At 63.6% G+C, this 25427-nt stretch carries 19 protein-coding genes; 11 read left to right on the forward strand and 8 right to left on the reverse strand.

Annotation, left to right across the window (positions count from 1 at the left end):
- Positions 1-334: 334 nt before the first annotated feature.
- The 3 genes from BBX50_RS01920 to BBX50_RS01930 all read left to right on the forward strand — a co-directional run bounded on the left by BBX50_RS01920 (position 335) and on the right by BBX50_RS01930 (position 6450).
- Complete coding sequence (locus tag BBX50_RS01920) at positions 335-2236, forward strand: methyl-accepting chemotaxis protein (protein WP_065773639.1); 1902 nt, start codon at positions 335-337, stop codon at positions 2234-2236.
- Between the two features lie 332 nt (positions 2237-2568).
- A complete protein-coding gene (locus BBX50_RS01925) occupies positions 2569-3528 on the forward strand; it encodes a 3'-5' exonuclease (protein WP_065773640.1) in 960 nt (319 codons plus the stop codon).
- Between the two features lie 615 nt (positions 3529-4143).
- The gene (locus BBX50_RS01930; protein WP_065773641.1) at positions 4144-6450 is read left to right on the forward strand and encodes a TonB-dependent siderophore receptor; all 2307 of its coding nucleotides are present in this window, start codon (positions 4144-4146) and stop codon (positions 6448-6450) included.
- A gap of 79 nt (positions 6451-6529) precedes the next feature.
- Here BBX50_RS01930 and BBX50_RS01935 read toward each other — a convergent pair whose 3' ends face one another.
- The 6 genes from BBX50_RS01935 to BBX50_RS01960 all read right to left on the reverse strand — a co-directional run bounded on the left by BBX50_RS01935 (position 6530) and on the right by BBX50_RS01960 (position 12753).
- Positions 6530-8056 carry an aldehyde dehydrogenase family protein gene (locus tag BBX50_RS01935; RefSeq protein ID WP_244513262.1) on the reverse strand — a complete coding sequence of 509 codons (1527 nt, stop codon included), beginning with the start codon at positions 8054-8056 and terminating at the stop codon, positions 6530-6532.
- A 33-nt stretch (positions 8057-8089) separates the two neighbouring features.
- Positions 8090-8983 carry an NAD(P)-dependent oxidoreductase gene (locus BBX50_RS01940; protein WP_065773643.1) on the reverse strand — a complete coding sequence of 298 codons (894 nt, stop codon included), beginning with the start codon at positions 8981-8983 and terminating at the stop codon, positions 8090-8092.
- Between the two features lie 203 nt (positions 8984-9186).
- Positions 9187-10104, reverse strand: a complete 918-nt coding sequence (locus BBX50_RS01945) for a LysR family transcriptional regulator (RefSeq protein WP_244513252.1) — start codon at positions 10102-10104, stop codon at positions 9187-9189.
- A 24-nt stretch (positions 10105-10128) separates the two neighbouring features.
- Positions 10129-11286: a M20 aminoacylase family protein gene (locus BBX50_RS01950; protein ID WP_065773644.1), complete on the reverse strand. Its 1158-nt coding sequence runs from the start codon at positions 11284-11286 to the stop codon at positions 10129-10131.
- 118 nt (positions 11287-11404) lie between these two features.
- Positions 11405-11920, reverse strand: a complete 516-nt coding sequence (locus BBX50_RS01955) for a hypothetical protein (RefSeq protein WP_065773645.1) — start codon at positions 11918-11920, stop codon at positions 11405-11407.
- A 14-nt stretch (positions 11921-11934) separates the two neighbouring features.
- Complete coding sequence (locus BBX50_RS01960; protein ID WP_065773646.1) at positions 11935-12753, reverse strand: DUF3100 domain-containing protein; 819 nt, start codon at positions 12751-12753, stop codon at positions 11935-11937.
- A gap of 451 nt (positions 12754-13204) precedes the next feature.
- Between BBX50_RS01960 and BBX50_RS01965 the strand changes: the two genes are divergently transcribed.
- From BBX50_RS01965 to BBX50_RS01990, 6 genes are all read left to right on the forward strand, one after another.
- On the forward strand, positions 13205-14230 hold the full coding sequence (locus BBX50_RS01965) for an ABC transporter substrate-binding protein (protein WP_065773782.1): 1026 nt from the start codon (positions 13205-13207) through the stop codon (positions 14228-14230).
- A gap of 164 nt (positions 14231-14394) precedes the next feature.
- The gene (locus BBX50_RS01970; RefSeq protein WP_065773647.1) at positions 14395-15900 is read left to right on the forward strand and encodes a sugar ABC transporter ATP-binding protein; all 1506 of its coding nucleotides are present in this window, start codon (positions 14395-14397) and stop codon (positions 15898-15900) included.
- The gene (locus BBX50_RS01975) at positions 15900-16889 is read left to right on the forward strand and encodes an ABC transporter permease (RefSeq protein WP_065773648.1); all 990 of its coding nucleotides are present in this window, start codon (positions 15900-15902) and stop codon (positions 16887-16889) included. The genes BBX50_RS01970 and BBX50_RS01975 overlap by 1 nt, the downstream gene beginning before the upstream one ends.
- Positions 16886-17842 carry an ABC transporter permease gene (locus BBX50_RS01980; protein WP_065773649.1) on the forward strand — a complete coding sequence of 319 codons (957 nt, stop codon included), beginning with the start codon at positions 16886-16888 and terminating at the stop codon, positions 17840-17842. The genes BBX50_RS01975 and BBX50_RS01980 overlap by 4 nt, the downstream gene beginning before the upstream one ends.
- Positions 17839-18855: a LacI family DNA-binding transcriptional regulator gene (locus BBX50_RS01985; protein ID WP_065773650.1), complete on the forward strand. Its 1017-nt coding sequence runs from the start codon at positions 17839-17841 to the stop codon at positions 18853-18855. Before BBX50_RS01980 ends, BBX50_RS01985 begins: the two co-directional genes overlap by 4 nt.
- A gap of 84 nt (positions 18856-18939) precedes the next feature.
- Positions 18940-20184, forward strand: a complete 1245-nt coding sequence (locus BBX50_RS01990) for a Gfo/Idh/MocA family oxidoreductase (protein WP_065773651.1) — start codon at positions 18940-18942, stop codon at positions 20182-20184.
- Positions 20185-20240: 56 nt separating this feature from the next.
- Here BBX50_RS01990 and BBX50_RS01995 read toward each other — a convergent pair whose 3' ends face one another.
- Entirely contained in the window at positions 20241-20690 is a 450-nt protein-coding gene (locus tag BBX50_RS01995) for a pyridoxamine 5'-phosphate oxidase family protein (RefSeq protein WP_065773652.1), read from the reverse strand.
- A 258-nt stretch (positions 20691-20948) separates the two neighbouring features.
- Here BBX50_RS01995 and BBX50_RS02000 point away from each other — a divergent pair, with 258 nt between their 5' ends.
- Both BBX50_RS02000 and BBX50_RS02005 read left to right on the forward strand, forming a co-directional pair.
- Positions 20949-22427: an SLC13 family permease gene (locus tag BBX50_RS02000; protein ID WP_244513253.1), complete on the forward strand. Its 1479-nt coding sequence runs from the start codon at positions 20949-20951 to the stop codon at positions 22425-22427.
- A gap of 172 nt (positions 22428-22599) precedes the next feature.
- Entirely contained in the window at positions 22600-23772 is a 1173-nt protein-coding gene (locus tag BBX50_RS02005) for a glycerate kinase (protein ID WP_065773653.1), read from the forward strand.
- A 114-nt stretch (positions 23773-23886) separates the two neighbouring features.
- On the opposite strand, the gene BBX50_RS02010 is transcribed toward BBX50_RS02005, so the two are convergent.
- Entirely contained in the window at positions 23887-25278 is a 1392-nt protein-coding gene (locus BBX50_RS02010; RefSeq protein WP_244513254.1) for a S8 family serine peptidase, read from the reverse strand.
- Between the last annotated feature and the right edge of the window lie 149 nt (positions 25279-25427).

Here is a 25427-nt window from a genome sequence, read left to right on the forward strand (position 1 = left end):
ACAAAGCTTCCGACTTTGCCGACCTCTTTAACCGTAGCTACTAACCTATAGCAAAACCGCTTCTAGCGGTTCAAGCGCAGCGTTTCAAACCTCCACCTCTGGTGGAGGTCATGACTTTTTGGGATATGCGCATCTGCTTTTGCTGCACGTGCGAAAAGACGCGATCGCTTTTTTAACCCTAATTTAAATTCAAAATTACTAAGTACTTATCGGTCAGTGCGCGCCCGAATTCCTCCCTCCGCGGCGCATGCAAACATCCGGTCCTCCTCCCGCCGGTTTGGCTGACCATGTCCTCTCCCAACAACGCGATCGCGACATCACAGGAGTCACGGCAGTGACGTTCAAGAACCTCTCGATATTGACCAAGGTCGGCCTTGTGGTCGTGGTCATGGGTATTTCCTCCATTCTGATCGCGCTTGCCGGTGCGCGTGGACTTTCCTCGCTCGGTGCGACGATCATCGACGTCGGCGCACGCGAAGAGGCGGCGCGCGAGGCGATGGACCTGCGCGTCGATATCATCGCCATCAGCCGCATGACCTATCAGCTGGCTGCAGCACCCGAGAAAGCGGCCGACTTCGGCCAGGAAACCGAGAAGCGTGCTACCGAAATGCTCGGCCGTCTGACGAAGATCGAGGCGGTTGCCGACGATGCGGAAGACAAGCTGCTGAACGATATCCGCATTACGCTGAACAGCTATTTCGATGAGATCCGCGCGATGGTGGCCGTTGCCGCCGACAAGGGCACGGAGGCCGGCGCGGTCAAGGCGGCCCTCGATAAGGCGCTTGACGCCCAGAAGACGGTGACGACGACGGTCAAGGCCTACAGCACCTATTCCGGCGATGCGCTCGCCGCCGCCCGCGCCGAAGCGCTCAACTCGTCCTCCGTCGCGATGACGATCCTCGCAGCCGCGGCTGCAGCCTGCGTTCTCTTCGGCGTCGGCGTCAGCCTCGTCGTCGCCCGCCGCGGCATCGTCGTGCCGGTGCGCGAACTGACCGCAACCATGAGCGAACTTGCCGACGGCAAGCTCGACGGCAACGGCACCGATGTCTCGCGCCAGGACGAAATCGGCGAAATGGCCCGTGCGGTCGAAGTGTTCCGCAAGAACGGCATCGCCATGCGCGCGATGAAGGCGCAGGAGGCGGCACTGCATGCCCGCAGCAGCGACCTGCAGTCGAACATCAGCGTGGTTGTTGCTTCCGCCGTTGCCGGTGATTTCACCGGCCGCATCACCAAGGACTATGAAAACGACGACCTCAACCGCTTCGCGTCGAGCGTCAACGAGCTCGTCTCGAGCGTCGATCAGACGGTCAACGAAGTCCGCCGCGTGATCGCCGCACTCGCCGATGCCGACCTGACGCAGACCATGCGCGGCGAATTCCATGGCGCCTTTGCCGAACTGCAGAAGAACGTCAATCAGACGATGGTGACGCTGCGCTCGACGATGCAGAACGTGCGCACGGCCGCAAGCACCATCAACGACAACTCCGCCGAGCTGAGTTCGGCTGCCAACGACCTCTCGAAGCGGACGGAACAGCAGGCCGCTGCGCTCGAAGAGACCGCTGCCGCGCTCGACGAAATCACCTCAACCGTGCGCACGGCGTCCGAGCGGGCGAACGAGGCGCATGAGATGGTGCGCGCCACCAAGGACAGTGCCGGCCGCTCCGGCGCGATCGTCAGGAGTGCCGTCGACGCCATGGGCCGGATCGAGGATTCCTCCAACCGCATCAACCAGATCATCTCCGTCATCGACGAGATCGCTTTCCAGACCAACCTTCTGGCGCTGAACGCCGGCGTTGAAGCGGCGCGTGCCGGCGAGGCCGGTCGCGGCTTTGCCGTCGTCGCCCAGGAAGTGCGCGAACTGGCGCAGCGCTCGGCCAACGCCGCCAAGGAGATCAAGACGCTGATCCACAGCTCGGCGTCGGAGGTCGAGAACGGCGTGGCGCTGGTGCGCTCCACCGGTGACGCTCTGCTGGAGATCGAGACGCTGGTCAACAATGTCAGCGGCCACGTCAACACGATCGCGACGGCTGCCCGCGAACAGGCGACCGCGCTCCAGGAGATCAACACCTCGGTCAACCATATGGACCAGATGACCCAGCAGAACGCGGCGATGGTGGAAGAAACCACCGCGGCAAGCGGCACGCTTGCCGAAGAAAGCCGCCAGCTGCGCACGATGCTGGCGAAGTTCAAGCTGGAAGGTACCGCGGCGCGCGAAAGCTGGGGCCGCGCGGCCTGATCGAAGCGCCTGCTCAGGTTAAGTGATATCCGGCGGCAGCGTATGTGTCCTCTATCTCGTTGGCGAGACCAGGACGCGGACGCTGCCGCTGGCTTTTGGTGAGGCGCGATGCCCATTTTCTCGGCTTTCCGACGGGCGAGACGCTTTTCTTGCTCGCTGGCCGACAGCACCGGTTAGACTCGGCCGGGCCGTTTGCAGGTATAAATCCACTCGGCCCTGTGGATCGCGCAAGCGATGCCACCATCCATTTTCCCGAATTGCTGGGACGTGCTCCCGATAGCGGGTATTCTCGAGCGCACCGAATGTGAGTCGTGAATATGCGGGACTACCGAATGACGCAGCAGTTCGATCTGTTTGTTTCGAACGAGGCACCTTCCGGAAAGGAAGGCCGCGGATCAACGGTCAAGAGGACCTCGTTGAACGAGGAAGATATGGTCCGGCACCTTCAGGCGACGGGCCGCTACCGCCTGCTGCAGCGGCTTGTGCCGCGCTCAGTGGTGCCCGCTGCTCGCCCTGGTTTTCCGCTACAGGGCGTCATCCTCGATACCGAGACCACGGGGCTCAACCACCGCAAGGATGAGATCATCGAGATCGGCCTGATCGCCTTTACCTTCGATGAGAACGGGAAGCTGGGGGACGTGACTGGCGTTTATGGCGGCTTGCGACAGCCGGCCAATCCGATCCCTGCCGAAATTACCCGTCTGACCGGCATCACCGATGCGATGGTCGCGGGAAAGACGATCGACATCGCCGAGATACGGACGCTGATGGAAAAGGCGGACCTTGTCATCGCCCACAACGCCGGCTTCGACCGTCCCTTCTGCGAAGCCTTTTCCCCGGCTTTCGAAGGAAAGGCATGGGCCTGTTCCGTCTCTGAAGTCGATTGGTCCTCTCGCGGCTTCGAAGGCACCAAACTCGGTTATCTGATCGGGCAGGCCGGCTATTTCCATGATGGCCACAGGGCGGTGGACGATTGTTTCGCACTGCTCGAAGTCCTTGCGAAGGACGGTGGCTCCGGGAGCACGCCGTTTGCCGAGCTCTACGAGGCAAGCCGGCGATCGCGTGTTCGCATTTTCGCGGAAAACAGCCCGTTCGACATGAAGGATCAGCTCAAAGCGCGCGGCTACCGCTGGTCTGACGGAAGCGACGGCCGTCCGAAATCCTGGTGGATCGAGGTCGCTGACGCTGCGCTCGAGGACGAGCTCCGTTATCTGCGCTCGGAGATCTATCGCTGGAAAGAGGCTGATCCGCCGGTCAAGCGCTTGACCGCTTTCGATCGGTTCCGGGCCTGACAGTCGCGCGCGCTGCTCGGGTTCGAAAGGGCAGACCTTGAGGCTTGGCGTTGGCTTCGGCTCAGCCCTTCTGTTCGGCCGCACCCGATGCAAGCCAAAGGCTGACTGAAGCCTGATCTGCTCGTCTTTCCGTTCCTGGCCGACAACGTCCGGTTTACCGTTAACCGTTGAACTCACGCACAAAAAGCGTGGACGCCCAGCCGAATCCGACTATAGGTGCACAGACTTGACTTAATAATTCAAGTTTTATGCCGTTGTTATAGTTGATGTTTCAAGGCCGATGATTGCACTGTCGTCCAGTTTCGAGCATGCTCCCAACGATGGGATGTCCCGTCATCGCCGACACTTTATCTGGCGACCGGTCCGCATGGCTGCGGCCGAACTTGCCGTGACCGAGGGGCCCGTAGCGCTCCCGCTTTGCCGCAGCGAACTGCTCCGAACGAGACCCGTCTGTCGGTCGAAATAGCCGCAACTGAACGCAATGTCCGGGGCATGCCCTGCGCCGTTTTTGCAACGGGCACGGCGAGTGCGTCGCGTTCCGAGCGTCGGCTGAGTTCGTCCGACAACCGTGGCGGATACGGAATTCACGTTAATCGAAGTTACAGGGGTTAGAGTATGGCAAGGGGCAGGTTCAATTCGGTTTCGCGTCGGCGAGGCAAAGTGGTGCTGGCGGGCGCATCGCTGCTGGCGATGTCCGCTGTGGTGGCGTCGGCGCAAGAGGCGCGCAAAACCAAACGGGTCGAAAGCCCGGTGCAGGCCGAACGCCATTCGGGCGGCGCGACGGAGCTGGCACCCATCGTGGCCGTCGGGCAGACGGGCGGCCAACCGCCCGAAACGGGCACCATCGGCCAGCCATCTGCTCCTTATGCGGGCGGTCAGATGGCAACGGGTGCGCGGCTCGGCGCTCTCGGCAACCGCTCCGTCAAGGAAACGCCGTTCAGCCTCACCGGCTACACGGAAAAGCTGATCCGCGATCAGCAGGCCAGATCGATCGCCGATATCACGCTCAATGATCCATCCGTACGCATGGATGCGCCGTCCTTCAGCGAGCGCGACTCCTTCTTCATTCGCGGCTTCTCCGTCACCAATCTCGATACCGCCTATGACGGTCTGTTCTACCTCGTCAATCCGCGCCGCAGTTTCCTTGAGGGTATCGAGCGTGTCGAAATCCTCAAAGGCCCAAGCACACTGGTCAATGGCGGCCTCGGTCGTGTCGGCGGCACGATCAATCTCGTTCCCAAGCGAGCGACCGACGAGCCGTTGACGCGGCTGACGACCACCTATCTCTCGGACTCGCAACTGTGGTCGCACCTTGACGTCGGCCGTCGTTTCGGACCGGAAGGCGAGTGGGGCGTTCGCTTCAACGGTTCGTATCGCGGCGGCGAAACTGCCCTTGACCATAACGACAATGAGATTGGCGTGCTTTCGCTCGGGCTCGACTATCGCGGCGACCGGGTGCGTGCCTCGCTCGATCTCAACCATTCCAAGCAGAACATCGATGCACCGACCTCGCTGTTCAACGCGGCAGATGCGGGCATCAAGATACCGGAAGCACCGGACGGCCGGATTAACACGTCCAATCCGTTCGAGTATCATGACAGCGAGCACAATATGGTCGCTGGTCGCATCGAGTTCGACGTGCTGGACAACACCACGATCTACGCCGCCGGCGGCATCAGCCGCTACCGCGAGGACTTCCTGTCGACGTCCTACACCATTCTCAATCCGAACGGCGATGCGCGGGCCGATTTTGGCTACAACCCTCAGGAGATCCAGGGGCTTTCGGGCGAAGTCGGGGTCCGTTCCGAGTTCGACACCGGCCCGGTCGGCCATCAGCTCAACGTCTCCTTGAGCAGAACGCATAACGAGAACAACCGCGGCCGTTTCAATCCTCGTACCCTCGGGTTCCGGAGTTACACGACCAACATCTACAATCCGGTCTACGTGCCGAGCGATTGGGTAAATACGAGCGGGTTACCGCGCTCGAACGACCTCTATCCATTTGCAGACCTGCTCTCCACCAGCCTTGCAATCTCGGATACGCTCTCGTTCGCCGACGACCGGTTCCAGCTGACCGTTGGCGGACGCTATCAACATATACGCTCGCAAAGCTTCAACACCCGCCCGGGATTTCCATTGGCGCCAGTCGGCGTGCGGAACTACTTCGTCAAAGACTCCCGGTTCAGCCCCGCCGTCGCTGCTCTTGTGAATGTCACTGACAGTTTCTCGGTCTACGCCAACTATGTCGAAGCTCTGACCGAGGGACCGACCCCGCCGTCTACCGTCGAGAACAGCAACCAGATATTTGCTCCCGTCGTGAACAAGCAGAAGGAAATCGGTATCAAGTATGACCTCGGCGAGGTGATGCTCGGCGCAGCGCTGTTCGAGATCAGGCAGCCGAACGGTCTGACAACCGTCATGCCGCCACCTTTGAAGCCCGTCTTCGCCGTGGATGGCCTCCAGGTCAATCGTGGTCTTGAATTGTCGGCATATGGCGAGCCAATCGACGGCGTTCGTCTGCTGGGTGGCATCACATTGATGGACGCCAAGCTGGAAAAAACAGAAAACTCGAGGACAGGAGAGCGGTTCGATGGCAATCGAGTCCCCGGCGTCCCGAATGTAGCGATCAGCCTTTATGGTGAATACGATACGCCCTGGGTCGAGAACCTGACGCTGACGGGCCGCCTCGTCTATACCGGTAGCACCTATTACGACCAGAAGAACACGCAGAAGGTTCCTGACTGGACGCGGGTTGATCTCGGCGCGCGCTATTCCTTCGAGCGCGAAGGCGGCAAGCCGGTGGAAATCCGCGCGACGGTCCAGAACGTGTTTGACGAAAACTATTGGGCCTCTTCTGCCCGTGGCTTCCTAGCCGCCGGTGCGCCGCGCACGTTCATGATCTCCAGCTCGTTTGACTTCTGAGGCTACGGCCCCCGGACTGCAGTCGCAAAAAGAAACGGCCGGCATTCGCCGGCCGTTTCTCGTTTCAGGGGTGTGTTGATCAGGCCTCCGGCGCATAGCCGAAGACGACGGCCGGGTTTTCCGCGGTCTCGACCCAGACGCTCTTCGTCTGCGTATAGGCCATCAGCGCATCGCGACCGGACGAGCGGCCATAACCGGAGCGGCCGAAGCCGCCGAAGGGCGACATGACGCTGATCGTCTTATAGCCGTTGATCCAGAAGGTTCCGGCCCGCACCCTCAACGCGACCCGATGCGCGCGACCGACATCGCGGGTCCAGACCGCGCCGGCAAGCCCGTAGGGATTGTCGTTGGCGAGCGCCACCGCTTCTTCTTCATCGTCGAAGACGGTGACGCCGACGACGGGGCCGAAGACCTCTTCGCGGGCGATCGTCATATCAGGCTTGACGTTGTCGAGAATGGTCGGCGCGAAATAGAAGCCTCCTGACGATTGAAGAGCAGAAGGCTTGGCGCCGCCGGTCGCAAGCGTCGCACCTTCGGCGACGCCCTGGCGCACCATCTCCTCGATCTTCGCCCATTGGCGGGCGTTGTTGATCGGGCCGATCTGCGTGGTGTCGAGATAGGGGTCGCCGACCGGGATGCGTGCGGCGGCTTCAGCGTAACGCTCGACGAACTGATGGTGCACCGAGCGGTGAACGAGCAGGCGCGAGCCGGCAACGCAGCTCTGGCCGGCGCCGGAGAAGATCGCCGACTGTGCCCCGACGATGGCCCGGTCGATATCGGCATCGGCAAAGACGATGTTGCCGGATTTGCCGCCGAGCTCGAGGATGCAGGGCACGACGTTCTTTGCCGCCGCCGCCGCAATGGCCGAGCCCGCCAGCGCCGAGCCGACGAAGACGACGAGTGCCGACTTCGGATGGGCGACCATCGCCTGGCCCGCCGTCACGCCCTGGCCGGCAATGACGTTGACGAGACCGCGCGGCGCGCCGCCGGCTTCGCAGAGCGCCCCGAGCACCAGGGTGCTGAGCGGCGTCAGTTCCGAAGGCTTGATCACGACGCCGTTGCCGGCGCAGATCGCAGGGGCGATTTGCCAGCCACCGGTGAACAGTGGGGCGTTCCAGGGGGTGATCTGCGCGACGACGCCGACCGGTTCGTTGCGGGTGTAGTTCAGGTGAGAGGTCGGAACCGGAATGACCTCGCCATGCAGCTTGTCGCACCAGCCGGCATAATATTCGAACATCTCGGCGACCCGGACGGCCTCGCCGCGGATATCTCGGATCGGCCTTCCGGCCGAGCGGCTTTCGAGTTCGGCGATCTCGCCGGCGCGCTCGCGGATCTTGCGGGCGATCTCGTTCATCACCCGGCCGCGGCCGGAAGCGGTCATCGAGATCCATTCGCGCTGGGCGCGCGCCGCCGCCTGCATGGCGGCGTCGACCACATCCTTGCCGGCATCCCTAAAGGTGGCGAAGACTTCGCCGGTTGCCGGATCGGTCAGCTTCTGCTCGTCGCCGGAGCCGGGCACCAGCGCGCCATCGACGTAGCTGCCGATCTCGTTGCCGGGAATGATGCCGTGAAACAAAGCACGGATGCGCTCGGCCTTGGCGGGCATGGTCATGTCGTTCATCGTCGTTCCCTTCATGTCTCAGTTGTCGTTGGCTTTGCTGCTCGTGGGGCGGAAGGCGCCCATGCGGGTGAAGTCGTCGGCGTTGTCGAGCGGGCTTTCGGCCCACAGTTTTGCGACCGCGCCCGAGAGCGGCAGGTCGACGCCGGTGCGCGCCGCAAGTTCGCTCGCCAGGCGCACGTCCTTGCGCATCAGGCCCATGGTGAAGCCGCTGTCGAAGTGGCCGTTCATCACCCAGGTCGGGAAATGCACCTCGCTGATCATCGACTTGCCGGAGGCCGCGTTCAGCACTTTCAGCGCTTCGTCCGCGTCGAGCCCGGCGGCAAGCGCCAGCTTCAGGCCCTCGCCCGTCGTCACCATATGGGCAGCGGCGAGCAGGTTGTTGACGAGCTTGGCGACGTTGCCGGCGCCGCTCGGGCCGACATGCAGCGCCTTGGCCGACATCGCATCGATGACCGGACCGGCAAGGGCGACGTCGGCATCGCTGCCGCCGATCATCATCGTCAGCTTGCCGCTTGCCGCACCGGCTGGTCCGCCGGAAACAGGCGCGTCGATGAAGCCGTGACCGAGGCCGGCAAGGGCGGCCGCGAGATCGCGCGAGACATCCGGTTCGGACGTCGAGGTGTCGATGATGACGACGCGCCGTCCTGCTGACTTCAATGCCTCCAGATTGGCCTCGACGACGGCCGCGACATCCTTGGCGGTCGGTAGCGAGAAGACGATGAAGTCGGTATCGAAGAAGACCTCGGAGAGCGACGCGACGGGAGAAACGCCGCTTGTCGCCGCAAGGGCGCGCCGTGCCTCGGAAAGGTCAAAGCCTTTGACGGCAAAACCTTTGCCGGCGAGCGTCGTCGCCATGCCGAGCCCCATGGCGCCCAATCCCACCACGCCAACACTTGTTCGTTCCGCCGTCATGATCCGCTCTACCCTCGTATGATCTTGATGATCGGACGAAGGTGGCATGCGGGTGGGTGAGCCGGTAGACGGCGTGCCTGGTACAATGCGTTGCTGGCGTGGCAACGTCTCAAAGCTGCCAATCGGTGCCGTTGGGCGGTGCCGCACGCCCGTTGAGAACGGGGCGGACATTCACCGGGGCACGGAAGAGAGCGTGTCGCAGCTCAGCCCCGGAACGATTGCATTTCGGCTGCCAGGTGCTGGCCGAGCTTTTCGACCGAAAGCGGCAGGCGGCGGTGGGCCCGAACCATGAGGTGGGCGCTTGCTTCCCGCAACAGCGGATCGGCAAGATCGATCGCCTGCATCGCGCCGCGCGCGATTTCGACGGCAACCGCCGTGCGCGGCAGGAAGGTGACACCGAGGCCGGCAGCGACGAAACGGCGGAGCACCTCGATCGAATGGGTTTCGAGCAGCGGCGCCAGCGCCAGCCCCGCATCGGCCGCGACCCGCGCCACCAGTTGCGTCACGCCATTGCCCTTGCCGAGCAGGGCGCAAGGCGAGGTGAGGCAATCGGCAAGCTTCAGGTCGCGGCGTTCCGACAATGGATGACCGGATGGCACGATGACGCAGAGCGGCTGGCGGGCGATGGCAAGTGCCCGGATGCGCGGGTCGGTGAAGGGGGTGTAGGCGATGCCGATATCGGCATCGCTGTTGGCAATGGCGTCGACCACGTCTTCGGTGCTGCCGAGCTCGACGATGTAGCGGACATAGGAATGCGCCCTGGAGAACGAGGAAAGCCCGTTTTCCACCAGATCGGCCATGAAACCTTCGCCGCAGCGAACGCGGATGCGGGTCTGCTGTACGCCGCGGATCTGGTCGAGCTGCTCGGCGAGCAGCCCGTTGTCCTCCAGCACCCGCTTGCCGTGTTCGAGCACGAGTTCGCCGGCATCGGTCAGAACAGTGCCGCGGGCGGTGCGTTCGAAAAGCGAAAGGCCGATGTCACGTTCCGTGTCGGCGATCTGCCGGCTGACGACGGATGGCGCCAGCCCCATATGCTCCGCAGCACCCCGGATCGAGCCGATGCGCGCAACCGCCATAAAGATCCTGAGCGCTTTCGCGTCGAGTACGTCCATGGCGGTCATGGATGCGACGGAATCCCCTTGGGGTCAACGACCAAGCGAGGTTGCGATGAGGCGTGTCCAGAGGTTTACGCCCTCACCGATGATCGCGTCATTGAAATCGTAATGCGGCGAATGCAGCCCGGGGTTCAGGCCCTCGCGCCGGGCACCGAGCCACAGGTAGCAGCCGGGGCGTTCGTCGAGCATAAAGGCGAAGTCTTCGGCCGCCATGCTCGGGGCTGCGTCGACAACGGTCAATGCGTTGTTCTCGGCGGCAACGGAGCGCACGAGGGCGGCGGCAGCCGGGTCGTTGATCGTCGCCGGATAGCGCCGCTGATAATCGAGATCAGCTCTGCAGCCGAGCCCTTCGGCGAGCGCGGTGACGAGCGCGCGCATGCGGGCTTCCAGCGTGTCGCCGACCGAGTTGTCGAACCAGCGCGTCGTGCCGCGGATCACGGCTTTCTCCGGGATCACGTTCCAGGCATCGCCGCCGTGGATCTGCGTGACGGAGACGACCGCTGCCTCGAGCGGCGAGACGTTGCGGCTGGCGATCGTCTGCAAAGCGGTAACGATCTGGGCTGCGGCCACCAGCGGGTCGGCGCCCTCGTGCGGCATGGCGCCATGGGCGCCGCGACCGGTGATGGTGATTTCGAAGACGCCGAAGGCGGCCATCATCGCATCGTCGCGGGCGACCACCGAGCCGACATCGAGCGCCGGCCAATTGTGCAGCGCATAGACGACATCGGCTGGAAAATCGCGGAAGAGCCCGTCAGCGACCATGGCGCGCGCACCGCCTTCGGCCTCTTCGGCCGGCTGAAAAATGAAGTGAACCGTGCCGTCGAAATCCATTTCGCTCGCCTGCCGCGCGGCGGCAAGCAGCATCGAAACATGGCCGTCATGGCCGCAGGCGTGCATCTTGCCCGGCGTTTTCGAGGCGTGGGCGACGCCGCTCGTCTCGATGATCGGCAGCGCATCCATGTCGGCGCGGATGGCGATGCTGCGGTTCGACGTGCCGCGCGTGAGCGTCCCGACAAGGCCTGTGCCGCCGTAGCCGTCCTTCACCGTAATCCCCCATTCGGCCAGCCTGCCGGCGACGAAGGCCGCGGTCTGTCGCTCTTCGAAGGCAAGCTCGGGATAGGCGTGCAGATGATGACGCCAGCGGATCGTTTCCTCGATGCGCTCGGGGCTGATATCGTGGCGTTTCATGGCATGCATCCTGTTCGTTGAAGGACGGATCGGCCGACCATGCGGCCCGCCGATCTCGTTGTCATTTGGTAATTCCGGACCGAAGACCGCTTCGCGCCTTTCCTGGAATTGCGTCCGATTACTGCCCGAGGCGCAGGAAGAGATCGGCGACGACCACCGAGCCCATATAGGTGCCGACCATCACGCAGATCGCGACGATGACGATTTTCCACCCCGAGCGGCGGGCGATCGCAAATTCGCTCGCCGTTAGTGCCAGGCCGCCATAGGCGAGCGCCGGCGTCGCGAGCGCGAGGAAGTTGAGGTGCTCGACCTTTTCGCTGACCCAGGCAGCACCCGGAACCCCGGGGATGGTGATGAGGATCGCGATCAGCGAAACCCAGGCGACGCCAGGCAGATAGAAGGGCACGAAGCGGGCGAGTGCCAGGCCGATGATGCAGGCGACGTAGAGCGTCGCCATGCCCGGCAGCGCCGTCAGCGGCGACGTGCCGGTGCCGACCCAGTTGGCGATAAGCCCGATGGCGCAGGCGATCAATAGCAGGCCGGCATGGCCGACGACATCGATCTTGCGCTCGTCTTCGGCGTTGAGAGCGAGGTCGTCTGCGTAGTTGGCGGAGGTGTTGGTCTGGTTGGCCATGATATCTCTCCCGATCAGGCTTGAGCGCGACGCTCGGACGGCCGAGCCTTGTTGTAGAGCCACTCGGTGAGGGGCAGCGCGACGAACATGCCGACATAGAGGCCGGTGGCATAGGTCAGGATGTTGCTGGCGGCGGCGAGCGCCAGGATGATGTCCTTCTGGTCCGGCACGGCGGCGACGAGACCGCCGGTGCAGGCCGCCAGCATTGAGCCGGAGCCGACGCCGCAGGACATGGCGAGCGCGCGCACGTCGAAGATGCCGAGGCCGTGCACGATCGGCGGCATGATGGCGAAGACGAAGGTACCGATCAGCGTGCCGGTGGCATAGACGCCCATGGCGCCTGCGCCTTCCGGCGAGTTGAGGCCATACTTGTCGGCGATCAGCGCGAGGTTCGGCTCGCGGTCGATCGAATAGGTGGCGCCGACAGCCTCACGGCCCATTTTGAGAAGAAACACCGCGACCGGGAAGGCGACGAGGATCGTGCCGAGATTGCCCAGTTCCTGCAGCACCAGCGCCGGGCCGGCCTCGATGATCTTCGAGATCTGCGGGCCGACGGTCGTTCCGAACTTGGCGATGAACGGCATGATCGCGACGGTGATCATCGCGCTCGAAAGCTTGACCGCATCGCGCGACAGGAATTTGGCGCTGGCCTTGAAAATGGCCGGATTGACGAGGATGCCGAGTGCGAAGGCGTAGAGGATCGGCAGGAAGATGACGGTGCCGATGCCGATCGGAAGACGTTGAATGCCGATCAGTTCGGAGACGATGACGATCGCCAGCACAATGAGATGCAGATAGAGCGCGCCCGAGGCGGCTCCGGTTTTCCCGGTCATGATGTTCTCCTCTGGTTGGGAGCCAGTTGTTGTTCTTTGCCCAGCTTTCACAGTAGGGGGAGAGGGCAAATTGCGGCTAGCCGGCCGGCAAGCAACGAAGTGTTGCGTTTTGAGCAACGGGCCGGCCGTTGCTCGGGCGGCCATCGGGATCGATCCCGCAGCGCCTTCATGTCATGGCTCTATTCCTGCATTTCATTCCAGTTGGCGGCACAACGAATCGTCGCCGCCTCTTTCCTTGCTGTTGCATGGCGGGAAGGGGGAGCCAAGCGCTATTCGCTCTCCTTTTGCCATTCTACCGGCAAGGTCGGGGACCGGTCCGTTGTCGCTTGCCAAAGACGGCGGGCACAGCTCCGCCGCAGAAATTGAAAGCCCTGTAAAATTCACTGAAAATCTCATTGAAATCGATTACATTTTCTGGCTTCATAGGTTTCGCAAGATTTGGGAGGGTCTTATGAGGAAATTTATCGCCGCAGCGCTTGGCGCTGTCGCTACCATCGCCATTTCCGCTTCTTTCGCCAATGCCGAGACCTTCAAGATTGGTCTCTCCAACGGCTGGGTCGGAAGCGAATGGCGCACGCAGATGATCGACGAGGCCAAGGAGGCCGCGGCGAAGTGGAAGGAAAAAGGCGTCGACGTCGAAGTCTCGGTCCAGAGCGCCAATGTCGACGTGCCCGGGCAGATTGCGCACGTGCGCAACTTCATCGCCGAGGGCGTGAACGCCATCATCATCAACCCCAACAGCCCGACGGCCTTTGATCCGATCTTCGCCCAGGCGAAGGAAGCCGGCATCCTGGTGATCGCAACGGACGCCGAGGTCTCCTCGCCGGATGCGACCTATGTCGGGATCGATCAGACCGCCTGGGGTGCGGCTGGTGCCAAGTGGCTCGCCGACACGCTCGGCGGCAAGGGCAAGGTGGTTGCGATCAACGGCGTCGCCGGCCACCCGGCCAACGAAATGCGCGTTGCCGGCTACAAGAGCGTCTTCAAGGATCATCCGGATATCCAGGTGGTAAACGAGGTGAACGCCAACTGGGATCAGGCGCAGGGCCAGCAGGCGATGCAGAACATCCTTGCGACCTATCCTGACATCAACGGCGTCGTCGTACAGGACGGCATGGCGGCTGGTGCCTGGAAGTCGATCATGGACGCCGGCAAGACCAGCCAGATCGCCGCCACCGGCGAAATCCGCAAGGACTTCATCGATCTCTGGATGAAGGACAAGCTGAACTCCGGCGCGACCGTCAACCCGCCAGGCGTCATGGCAAGCGCGCTCAACGTCGCCGTGCTGATGCTGCAGGGCAAGGAGCTGAAGGCGCCGGCAACGGCCGGTCAGTACAAGAACGCCATGTATCTGCCGATCCCGTTCATCGACTCCAAGAACCTTGCAGACGCGGCCAAGCAGCTCGACGGCAAGCCAGGCTACTATTCCTACACCAGCTCGCTGTCGATCGACGACGCGACGGCGCTGTTTGAGTAAGATCTGGTCCCGCCGGGCAGCTCGAACAGTTGCCCGGCGACCGGCGCCGCCATTGACTGCCAAGGCAGGGCCGCACCGGACATGAAAAATCGCAGCACCTAGGTCCGCGCGGAGGCGTGAGCCGAGTGCATGCGGCAAGCAACCGAGATGACGGACGACAGCTGATGTCGAAACTGAGACTGAACGGCGTGAGCAAGGCTTACGGCGCAACGCTGGCGCTACGCCGCGGCGACCTCGAGATTGCTGGCGGAGAGGTGCATGTGCTGATGGGCTCCAACGGCTCCGGCAAGAGCACGCTGTGCAAGATCATCGCCGGCAGCGTGCGTCCGGATGCCGGCCAGATCCTGATCGACGACAAACCGGTGTCGATATCCGGGCCGCAGTCGGCGCGCGCCGCCGGCATCGGCATCTTCTATCAGGAACTCAGCCTCGCGAGCCATCGGTCCGTCGAGGAGAACATCTGTCTTTCCGCCCTGCCGGTTAAAGGCGGGCTCTTCGTCGACCGCGCGGCGCTGAAGGCGCGGGCGGCGCGCTACATCGCGCTGTTCGCCGAGGTCGCCGGGGAAGGCTTCCACGCGGAAGCGCTCGTCGGCAATCTCAGGGCCGACCAGCGGCAACTGGTCGAAATCATGAAGGCGCTTGCGAGCGAAGCGCCGATCCTGATCTTCGACGAGCCGACCTCGGCGCTCGACCGGGCCCAGGTCGACCGCTTCTTCGAAATTCTCCGTGGTCTGAAGGCCCAGGGGCGCGGCATCATCTTCATCTCGCACCGCATGGACGAGATCACAGCGATTGGCGATCGCGTCACGATCATCCGCGACGGCGAGACGATCGAGACGCTTAAGCTCTCCGAGACCGACCCGGGAACCGTGATCCGGCTGATGGTCGGCGGCGCCAGCGACATGCCGTCGGCACGGTCGTCGGCGCCGGCAGTCGCAGCGACTCAGGAGGAGGCGGCAATGTCGGTTCGAAAACTGACGGGCAAGGGTTTTCGCGACATCAGTTTCGAGGTGGCACGGGGCGAGATCCTCGGCCTCGGCGGTCTGCACGGTCAGGGACAATCGGCCCTGCTGAGAGCGATCTTCGGCGCAAGCACGGTCACATCCGGCGAGGTGACGATTGGCGGCGAGCGGTACAATGCGAAGAGCCCGCGCGATGCCATCCGTCGCGGTTGCGCCTATGTCTCCGGCGATCGCGGCCGTGACGGTGTCATCAGCGGTCGCCCGATCATCGAAAACGTCACGCCGATCCACTATCTTCGCGACCGGCTGATGATCGCGCGTCCGTCGAGCCTCCGGGACAAGGCGATGCCGGCGCTGGAAGCGATGCATACGAAGTTCGCGAGCCTCTTCCACCCGATCAATTCGCTCTCCGGCGGCAACCAGCAGAAGGTGATCATCGCCCGTTGGCTGATCGACCGGCCCGATGTGCTGCTTCTCGACGATCCGACCAAGGGCATCGACCTCCAGGCCAAGTCCGACCTCTTCGCGCTGATCCGCGAGCTGGCGGGCGAGGGCCTCGGCATTCTGCTCTATTCGTCTGAAGATGCCGAGCTGCTCGGCAACGCCAACCGCATCCTGGTCTTCAACGGCGGTTCGGTGACGCGTGAACTGACCGGCGACGATCGCACCCGCTACAATCTCTACCAGGCTGCATACGAGGCCGCGTGATGACATCGACGACGACAGACATTCGATCCTCGGAGGGCGGCCTGCGATCCTGGCTGGAGCGATACCCTTTCCTGCCGGCGTTGGTCATCGTTGTCGCCCTGCTGGCGCTTAATGGTGTTTTCTCGCCCAACAGCCTGAGCTTCCGCTCGCTGACGGGTCTCTTCAGCACCTATATGGCGCTGATCATGCTGGCGATCGCCCAGACCTATGTCGTTTCCGCCGGCGATATCGATCTTTCCGCCGGTGCGACACTGTCGCTGGTCAACGTGGCGATTGTCATCCTGATGGAGCGTTGGGGTGGCGGGGCCGGTGCGGTCCTGCTCGCGCTTGCGCTTGGCGTCTTGATCGGGCTTGCCTGCGGTCTGGTCAATGGCATCGTCGTTGCGGCCCTTCGGCTCCAGGCGATCGTCGCGACCTTCGCCACCAGCATCTTCTTCACCGGCCTTGCCCTCTACGTCATGCCCGTTGCGGGCACGCCAGCGCCGGCGCTCTTCTGGCGCACCTATGGCGGTCGCCTGCTCAGCGTGCCCTTCGTCTTCTACGTGCTCGTGGCCCTTGCCGTGCTGCTCTTCCTGTTGTCGCGCACGCGCATCGTCACCGAGCTTCTGGCGGTTGGCGATGACCAGCAGGCGGCCTACCAGACGGGCCTGCCTGTCGTTGCGACGCGCATCAAGGGGTATCTGCTGTGCGGTCTGTTCTCGGCGCTCGCCGCCTTTTGCCTGACCGGCGATACGGCCAGCGGTGATCCGCTCGTCGGTGGCAAGATGACGCTTTACAGCATCGCCGCCGTCGTGCTCGGCGGCAGCGCACTTGCCGGCGGCTGGACGACCGTGGTCGGCTCGCTCCTCGGTGCGCTGACGATCGGCCTCGTCAATTCGCTTGTCTTCTTCATGGGCACGCCGTCGGAATGGCAGAACTTCGTCCAGGGCCTCGCCATCCTCCTGGTGTTGATGGCCGGCGTGCTGGCCGGCCGGAGGGCACGCGCATGAGGTCCGTTGCCTTGTTCCTCAAGCAGCCGCTGGTCGTCGCGCTCGTTCTGATCGTGGCCCTGCTCTACCTCGGCGAGAGCCTCTCGCCGGGCTTTGCCTCCGCCGATCAGATCCTGCGTCTGCTGATCGTCGCCTCATTGCTCGGCATTGTCGCTGCCGGTCAGAATGTCGTCATTCTCGGTGGGCGGGAGGGCATCGATCTATCCGTCGGCGGCGTCGTCTCGCTTTCGGCAATCATCGCCGGCAACGTCATGAACGGTGCGGATAGCGGCATCCTTCCGGCGGTGCTTGCCTGCCTCCTGGCCGGCGCCTTCTTCGGCCTGTTGAACGGCCTTGGCATCACGCTGCTGCGCATCCCGCCACTGGTGATGACGCTCGGCATGCTCGGCGTGCTGCAGGGACTGCTCGTCGTCATCCGCAACGGCATACCGTCGGGCCGCGCCGCACCCGGTCTTTCTGCCTTCGTTACCCAGCCGCTGGTCCTGGGCGTTCCCGGCATCATCTGGCTCTGGATCGCCATCGGTGTGTTCATGGCCTTCATGCTCAACCGCACGGTCTTCGGCCACCGCATCTATGCAATCGGCTCGAACGAGCACGCTGCCTATATGGCCGGTGTTCCGGTGCGCCTCATGCGCATCGGTCTCTTCATGATATCGGGCATGTTTGCGGCGATCGCCGGGCTCTGCCTGCTCGGCTACTCCGGCTCGTCCTTCGCCAATGTCGGCGAGCAATACATGCTCTCCTCGATCATCGCGGTGGTCTTCGGCGGCACCTCGCTTGCCGGCGGCAAGGGCGGCTATACCGGTACCATGGCCGGCGCGCTTCTGCTCGTCATCCTCCAGGGCATCCTGACGACGGTCAATATCGATGAGTCCGGTCGCCAGATGGTGTTTGGTGCGACACTGCTTCTGCTTATGCTGTTCTATGGCCGCGGACGGGCGATGCGGGCATGAGCGAGCGGCCGAAGATCAAGGACATTGCGGAGCGCGCCGGCGTCTCGGTCGCCACCGTTTCCCGCGCGCTCAGCGGTTCCAGCCTGGTGACTGACGAGACGCGAAAGCGCATCCACGAGCTTGCCCGCGAACTCAACTATCGGCCAAACGTCAGTGCGCGCAATTTGAGAACCCGCCGATCGATGTCGGTGCTGCTCGTCGTGCGCGATGTCGGCAACCCCTTCTATCTCGATATTCTGAAGGGCGTGGAGGCGACGGCCCGCGAAGCGGGTTACGCCGTTCTCATGGGCAACACAGAAAACGACCCGGATCGCGAGGTTGAATATTTCAACATGCTGCGTGACGGCCATGCCGACGGCATGATCCTGATGACCGGAAAACTGCCGGCGCAGCAGCCGGGCGAAAGTGTCGACTTTTCAAGTCTGCCCGTCGTCGTCGCTCTGGAAATGATCGAAACCGCAGGCTTTCCGCATGTCCAGATCGACAACATCGCGGCGGCGCGTCATGCCGTCGAGCATCTGATCGCGCTTGGCCACCGCCGCATCGCCCATATCGCCGGTCCATTGCCGGAGCTGATGGCGACGCACCGGCGCGACGGCTACCGCGCCGCGATGGACGCAGCTGGCCTTTCGATCCCCGACGGCTATGAGGTGCGCGGCGACTACCTGCTCGAAACCGGCGAGACCTGCGTCGCGCAGCTCTTCGCCCTGTCTGAGCCGCCGACGGCGATCTTTGCCGCCAACGACGAGATGGCATACGGCGCGATCCATGCGCTGAGGCGGCTTGGGCACGACGTACCCGGCGATGTCTCCGTCGTCGGCTTCGACGATCTATATCTGAGCAAGGCCTTTTACCCGCCGCTGACAACCGTCAGCCAGCCGCGTGCCGACATCGGGCGGACGGCCATGTCGCTGCTTCTCAATATCCTTTCTGGCGAAGATATCGCCGCGCCGACGGTCGTGTTGCCGACCGCTCTCAGTGTTCGCGGCAGCACCGCGCCGCCACGTCGATAACCAGGGCGGGATGAGGAAAGTGTAGGCGGTTTCCCGCCCGCATTCCGCTCTAACTCATGAAAATCGATAACCCGGGAGAACAGAATGACACAGCTACCGAAGCAGACGTTGCGCGTGGGTTTCGTCGGATCGGGCTTCATCGCCCATTTCCATCTGAAGTCGATGATCGGTGTGCGCAATGTCGAGGTCACCGGTGTCTTCAGCCGCAAGCCTGAAAACCGGGAGAAGTTTGCCAAGGAGGTCGCCGCACTCGGCCTCGGCTCCTGCCGTACGCATGAGAGCCTGGAAGCGTTGCTGACGGCCGGTGATGTCGACGCCGTCTGGATCCTTTCGCCCAACTACACCCGGCTCGACGTGATGCGTTCGCTGTACGGCGCAGTCAAGGAGGGCCGTAGCAAGGTCTTTGCAGTCGCCTGCGAGAAGCCGTTGGCACGCACCGTTGCCGAGGCGCGCGAGATGCTGACGCTTGCCGAAGATGCCGGCCTCAACCACGGCTACCTTGAAAACCAGGTCTTCTGCACGCCGGTGCTGCGCGGCAAGGAGATCATCTGGCGGCGTGCCGCCTCCAGCACCGGCCGGCCCTATCTGGCGCGGGCGGCGGAGGAGCATTCCGGCCCGCACGAGCCCTGGTTCTGGCAGGGCGACAAGCAGGGCGGCGGCGTGCTCTCGGACATGATGTGCCACAGCGTCGAGGTGGCCCGCTACCTGCTGACGGCGCCGGGTGCGCCGCGCAATTCACTGAAGATTAAGGCGGTGAACGGCACTGTCGCCAACCTCAAATGGACGCGGCCGAACTATGCCGAGCAGTTGCGCAAGCGTTTCGGCAGCGAGGTCGATTATCGCAACCGGCCGTCGGAAGATTTCGCCCGCGCCACCGTCACGCTTGAGGATCAGGACGGCAACGAGCTGATGATCGAGGCGACCACCTCCTGGGCCTATGTCGGCGCCGGACTGCGCATCCAGCTGGAGCTGCTCGGGCCGGAATATGCGCTCGAATACAATTCGCTCAGCACCGGCCTGAAGATCTTCATGTCGCGCGAGGTCAAGGGATCGGAAGGCGAGGATCTCGTTGAGAAGCAGAATGCCGAGCAGGGCCTGATGCCGGTGCTTGAGGACGAAGCCGGCGTCTATGGCTACACGGATGAGAACCGTCACATGGTCGAGTGCTTCCGCAAGGGGGAGAAGCCGCTCGAAACCTTCGAGGACGGGCTCGCGGTCGTCGAGATGCTGATGGGCCTTTACCGCTCCGCGGAAATCAACGCGACGCTTCAGTTTCCGGCACCGGAGCTCGAGCACTACGTGCCTGTCGTCGCGCGCCGGAGCGCGTGACTGCTACCGCGCGCAGTCTCGGCGAGGGCGCTTCAGCCTTCGCCGCCGCTCACCTGTCACGTGGCCGAGGCGGCACGTCCGGTCACATCATCGACCTCGATTTCGAAGAAGAGATGCGGCGATGCGCCTGCAAGCGGCTGCTCGCCCGGCTTCAGGCCGCCCGGTTCCCACCAGTTGACGCGCTGTTCGAGAAGCGACCAGGCATTCATCCGCTCGCGATGCCATTGCTTCGTGTCCGGCAGTTCCTGATAGCGGCCGTAGAGGACGACGCTTCGCCAGTGCTGTCGGTCCGTTGCCGTGTCGATCTGCACGCAGACACGCGGATTGGCGCGCATCCAGTCGATCTTCTGCCCGGGCATCGAAAAGCCGTAGAGCCGGTTGGCAGCAAAGGCATATTGGATCGGGACGACATAGGGCTGACCATCGCTGGCGCAGCCCAGGCGGGCGATGTGGTTCTCAGCGACGAGGTCGATGCACTCCTGTCGTGTCATTTCCCTGATCAACATGGGCTCTCCTTTAAAAAGAGGTCATCCAGCCGTCAGTCTCCGCCAAAGGGGCAGCCTCGCATTGATCTCGCTCAAGTTCGGTCCGGTCCAGGTTTTCCGCCGTTCGGCGAAGGTGTGCTTCGAGGAAGCCTGAAAAATTCCGGCGGCCCGGAATAAACGTCCCCAAGCCCCGTTCTTCCTCCCACGAAATCAGCCCGATGGCTTTCGTGCGGCGGGGTTGCCGTGCGCAAGTGTCGGCGCCAGCAAGGGAGCGCAGCTATGACCGCCAGCCCGGTGATCGCTTCGGAAAAAGACCTCATCACCATGACAAGGGTGGGAACGGACCGCATCGATGGCCACATGCCCGTGAGCCACGTGCGTCTGCTCGTCGGGGCAATGCTCGTGGCCTTCGCGAGCGTCCTGATCTTCCTCGCTGCAGATGGGCTGGCGCTGCCGATGCAGCTTGCGCTCATGGTGTTTGCGACGACGCTCGTCTGCTGGACAATTTTCGACCTGCCGGAAACGCCGGTGGCCCTGGGTGGTGCGGCGGCGCTTGCCATCACCGGCGCCGTTGAAGAAGAGGCGGTTTATGCCGCGCTCGGCAACGACATTGTCTGGCTGATGCTGGCGGCCTCGGTGATTGCGGCGGTGCTGCAGGCGTCGGGGCTGGTGGAGCGGCTCGCCTTTCGGCTGCTCGCCCGGTTCCGGGATGTGAGGCGACTGTTCTGGGTGGTGACGCTCACGATCTTTGCAACGGCCTTCGTCATTCCATCGACCTCGGCGCGGGCGGCGATCTTCATGCCCGTTTTTCTAGGCCTCGCCTCGACCATTGGCCGTCCTGGTGTCACGCGGGCGCTTGCCCTCCTGTTTCCGTCGATCATCCTGCTTTCTGCCGCGGCATCGCTGACCGGTGCCGGGGCGCATCTCGTCGCGGCCGACTTCATGCGCCGCACCGGCGGCGAGGCGCCGGGATTTCTTGAATGGGCACTGCTTGCGGCCCCCTTCGCACTGCTGACGAGCCTGATTGCCTGCGGCCTGATCCTGCGCTTCTTTCTGGACGATGCCGACCGTCGCTGGCGCCTGGATGTTCCAGCCGTGCCAACGGAGAAGCGCCCACCGTCCGTCCGGGACAAGGCGATCCTTGCCGTGACCGCGATCATTGTCGTGGCGCTCGCAACCTCGGACCTGCATGGCGTCGCGCTGCCGGTCGTTGCCCTCGTCGGAGCCCTGGCGATGGCGTCGGAAAAGGTTTCCGGCATGCCGTTTCGCAAGGCGCTGAAGGGCGTGGAATGGAACCTCCTGCTTTTCCTCGCCGGCACCCTCGTCATCGGCGAAGCTCTGCTTTCGACCGGTGCTGCGACCTTGCTTGCCGAGCGTCTGATCGGCGCCTTCAGTCTGATCGGCAAGCCGCCGGCATGGCTGGTCGTGCTCGTCGCCATCATCGTCGCCACCTTCGCGCATATCGTGATTGCTTCGCGAACGGCGCGGGCAACCGTGCTCATTCCGGCGGTTGCGCTGCCGCTGGCGGGCTTCGGCGTCAGTCCCGAAGTTCTGATCATGATCACAGCTATAGGTAGTGGATTCTGCCAGACTTTGATGGTTTCGGCCAAGCCCGTCGCACTCTTCGGCGGCATGGAGCCACCGGCTTTCAGTCCTTCCGATCTCTTGCGTCTCGCGCTCATGCTGGCCGCTCCGTTCATCACACTTTTGGCCTTGATGGCGCTCGTGATCTGGCCAGCGTTTGGTCTCGCAACGTGACCATAAGTCATTGAAACAGCGATTATTCCAGAGCCGGTGCGACAGTCGCTCCGGCTCATTTGTTTTTCTTTTCCGAAAGCGGCGGATTCGTCATTTTTCGCGGAATAAAGTCCGCGGGTGCCCGTTTCTCCTTTGCATCCGCATTGTCACAAAAGTGCAAGGAGACTGTCACATGACACTTACCATTCTGGTTGCACCATCCGGTTTCAAGGAAAGCCTGTCGGCGGAGGAAGCCGCCGATTGCATCGAGAAGGGCGTGCTGCGCGCCTGCCCGCAGGCCGAGGTTATCAAGGTGCCGATGGTCGATGGCGGCGAAGGCTTCACCAGGGCGCTTGTCGGGATCACCGGCGGCAGCCTGCATGAGTTGACGGTGACCGGTCCGCTTGGCGAGCCCGTTGCCTCCCATTTCGGCTTCCTCGGCGGAAAGGGTGAACGGACTGCCGTCATCGAAATGGCAGCGGCGGCCGGCTTGCGGCTGGTGCCGCGCGATTGCCGCAACCCCTGCATCACGACCAGTTATGGTGTCGGCGAGCTGATCCGTGCCGCTCTTGATGCCGGTGCCCGGCGCATCCTGCTTGGCTGCGGCGACAGTGGTATCAATGATGGCGGCGCCGGCATGGCGGAGGCGCTTGGTGTGAAGCTTCTTGATCAGGAAGGCAAGCCGTTGCTTTCAGGCGGAGCAGTGCTCGGCTCGCTCGCACGCATCGATCTGTCGGGACGCGACCCGCGGCTTGCCGATGTCCGCATCGATGCGGCCGTCAACTGGCACAATGTGCTGCTCGGCGAACGCGGCGTCGCCCGCGTCTTCGGGCCGCAGAAGGGGGCGACACCAGAGCAGATCGAGCTTCTGGCAGGTGCCATGGAAACCTATGCCGCCGCCATTTATCGCACGACCGGTATCGCGGTCGGCGAGGCGCCTGGCGCCGGCGCGTCCGGCGGGCTCGGGGCAGCGATCCTCGGCCTTCTTGGGGGCGCTCTGCATCCGCGCTACGATATCGTCATGCGCTACCTCGACCTCGACGGCATGATTGCGAAGGCCGATCTCGTGATCACAGCCGAAGGCAGCCTCGACGGGCAGACGCCATTCGGTAAGGTGCCGGCTGAGGTCGGCCATCGGGCAAAGGAGGCGGGACGCCCCGTCATCGCGCTCGCCGGCACGATCGGCAAGGGCGTCGCCCTCAATTTTGACCACGGCATCGACGCTTTCGCCTCCATCCTCAAGGCGCCGTGCACCCTCGACGATGCGATCAGTGCTGCGCCGAAATTGCTGGTCCGCGCGGCGGAGGATGCGGTGCGCATGGTGCGGGTCGGCATGCTGCTCACCGAGCGCGGACTTGCGGCCTGATCACCCGGCCAATGGTCTGGCGGGACTGCGGCGCGGTCGCCGCGTCCCGCCAGAGCGCCGATGATTGCCATGGCTGCCTGGCGGATGAAAATCCTAAAAAATTCAGAGCGTAAATCAGGACCTGCAGAGCTGGCGCGCGTTCAGCACGCCCCAGCCGAACACCGGGTCCTTGCCGGGAGCGCCGAGATCCTCGGTCGTTTGCGCGACGAGCTTGGCGATCTCATCCGCCGACATCCGGGGATGGGACTTCCTGAGAATGGCGACGGCGGCGGTGACGAAGGGCGCGGCGAAGGAAGTGCCGGTCCGGGGGGCCGCGCCTTCGACGGAGGCGGCGGTCCAGACGCTGGTGCCGAGGGCGGCGACATCGATGTGGTCGCCACGGGCTGCACGGCGATAGGGCTTGAAGTTGCGATCGACCGCGGTCACCGCAATCATCGCAGGATAGGCGGCAGGATAGACGGGTCTTGCGCGCGGGCCGTCATTGCCGGCGGCAGCCACCTGGATGATGTTCCGTTCGGCAACGAGCGAAACGGTCTTCTCGAGCAGCAGGTTGTGCGGGCCAGACAGGCTCATGTTGATGACGGCGACATTGCGTGACGCCAGCAGATCGATCGCCCGCACCAGATCATAGGTCTCGGCCATGTCGGTCTCGCCGTGCGTGCGCTGGAACGCGTCGACGGCAATCAGATGGGCGTTGCGCAAAAGCCCCGGCGCGCGGCTGTCCTGACGGCCGGCAATGAGGGCTGCGACCGCCGTTCCGTGCTGTTTCCCGGAGGCAGGCACCTCCTCAGTCGTCAACCTGACGATATCGAGCTTGACGTCTTTCAGTGCCGGGTGGGCGGGGTTGATTGCCGTGTCGATCAGGCCGATCGGACCGGCTGCCGTGCAGGCAGCGTCCCCGTCCGGCGCCGGCCAGCCGATGGCGTCGCGAACGAGCGCGCAACCACCGTCGGCGCAGGGGGGTGGCGAAGTGGCACCTTCGTTCGGCTCAAAATAATGGTTGAGGTCCGCGATCGTTCCGGGCGTGGCGTCGCCGACTTGCCGGCGTGCGTCCTCAAGCGACATGCCCTTGGGCACGCCGAGCTTGACGATCTCATTTGCCGAGAGACCCAGGGGCTCGCGGGCTCTGACCGTGAAGCCATTCGCTGCGAGACGCTGAAGGGCAGCATTATCCAGGCCGAGGGCGATGATCTCGCCCGGCGCATGGCTTGGGCGCCGCACCGGCGTACGGCGCGCCTCGGCGCGCCTTTCCGGCGTTTGTCGCAAGAGATCGAGCAAGTTGCCGCCCCCCCGCCAGGTGCCGCCGGAACCACGATCGTCGGAACCGCGAGACGACCCGCCTCCGCCGCGATCGTCATCATCATCGTCGTCGTCCGCGTAGGCGGAGGAGATCCAGGAAAGGCCGGAGCCATCGCGGCTGCGGTCCTCACCGAGCGACAGGTCGCCCAAAGCCGTTGCCAGGCCGCATATCGACAGGGCGGTCAATCGAAGCAGGCGTTTCTTCAAGGGTCTCTCCATCGGCCAGTGACGTCTTCTGGCGGCAGCTTACCGTGAACGAAAGGACCATCGGTGGTGACTTTCGCGTGTGCTTCACATATCGCTCAACGGATGAATGGACAAATTATTCCCCCCGTGGATGAGGAAGAGCCCAGGAG

Source organism: Ensifer sp. LC11, assembly GCF_001695835.1.
Taxonomy (GTDB): Bacteria; Pseudomonadota; Alphaproteobacteria; order Rhizobiales; family Rhizobiaceae; genus Ensifer.

Coding starts and splice junctions, on each gene's coding strand:
- BBX50_RS01940 (WP_065773643.1), bottom strand. CDS start 8,983: ATGACGGCGGAACGAACAAGTGTTGGCGTGGTGGGATTGGGCGCCATG.
- BBX50_RS01975 (WP_065773648.1), top strand. CDS start 15,900: ATGACATCGACGACGACAGACATTCGATCCTCGGAGGGCGGCCTGCGA.
- BBX50_RS01935 (WP_244513262.1), bottom strand. CDS start 8,056: ATGCCCGCCAAGGCCGAGCGCATCCGTGCTTTGTTTCACGGCATCATT.
- BBX50_RS02000 (WP_244513253.1), top strand. CDS start 20,949: ATGACCGCCAGCCCGGTGATCGCTTCGGAAAAAGACCTCATCACCATG.
- BBX50_RS01950 (WP_065773644.1), bottom strand. CDS start 11,286: ATGAAACGCCACGATATCAGCCCCGAGCGCATCGAGGAAACGATCCGC.
- BBX50_RS01955 (WP_065773645.1), bottom strand. CDS start 11,920: ATGGCCAACCAGACCAACACCTCCGCCAACTACGCAGACGACCTCGCT.
- BBX50_RS02005 (WP_065773653.1), top strand. CDS start 22,600: ATGACACTTACCATTCTGGTTGCACCATCCGGTTTCAAGGAAAGCCTG.
- BBX50_RS01965 (WP_065773782.1), top strand. CDS start 13,205: ATGAGGAAATTTATCGCCGCAGCGCTTGGCGCTGTCGCTACCATCGCC.
- BBX50_RS01995 (WP_065773652.1), bottom strand. CDS start 20,690: ATGTTGATCAGGGAAATGACACGACAGGAGTGCATCGACCTCGTCGCT.
- BBX50_RS01985 (WP_065773650.1), top strand. CDS start 17,839: ATGAGCGAGCGGCCGAAGATCAAGGACATTGCGGAGCGCGCCGGCGTC.
- BBX50_RS01990 (WP_065773651.1), top strand. CDS start 18,940: ATGACACAGCTACCGAAGCAGACGTTGCGCGTGGGTTTCGTCGGATCG.
- BBX50_RS01960 (WP_065773646.1), bottom strand. CDS start 12,753: ATGACCGGGAAAACCGGAGCCGCCTCGGGCGCGCTCTATCTGCATCTC.
- BBX50_RS01945 (WP_244513252.1), bottom strand. CDS start 10,104: ATGACCGCCATGGACGTACTCGACGCGAAAGCGCTCAGGATCTTTATG.
- BBX50_RS01925 (WP_065773640.1), top strand. CDS start 2,569: ATGACGCAGCAGTTCGATCTGTTTGTTTCGAACGAGGCACCTTCCGGA.
- BBX50_RS01930 (WP_065773641.1), top strand. CDS start 4,144: ATGGCAAGGGGCAGGTTCAATTCGGTTTCGCGTCGGCGAGGCAAAGTG.
- BBX50_RS01980 (WP_065773649.1), top strand. CDS start 16,886: ATGAGGTCCGTTGCCTTGTTCCTCAAGCAGCCGCTGGTCGTCGCGCTC.
- BBX50_RS01970 (WP_065773647.1), top strand. CDS start 14,395: ATGTCGAAACTGAGACTGAACGGCGTGAGCAAGGCTTACGGCGCAACG.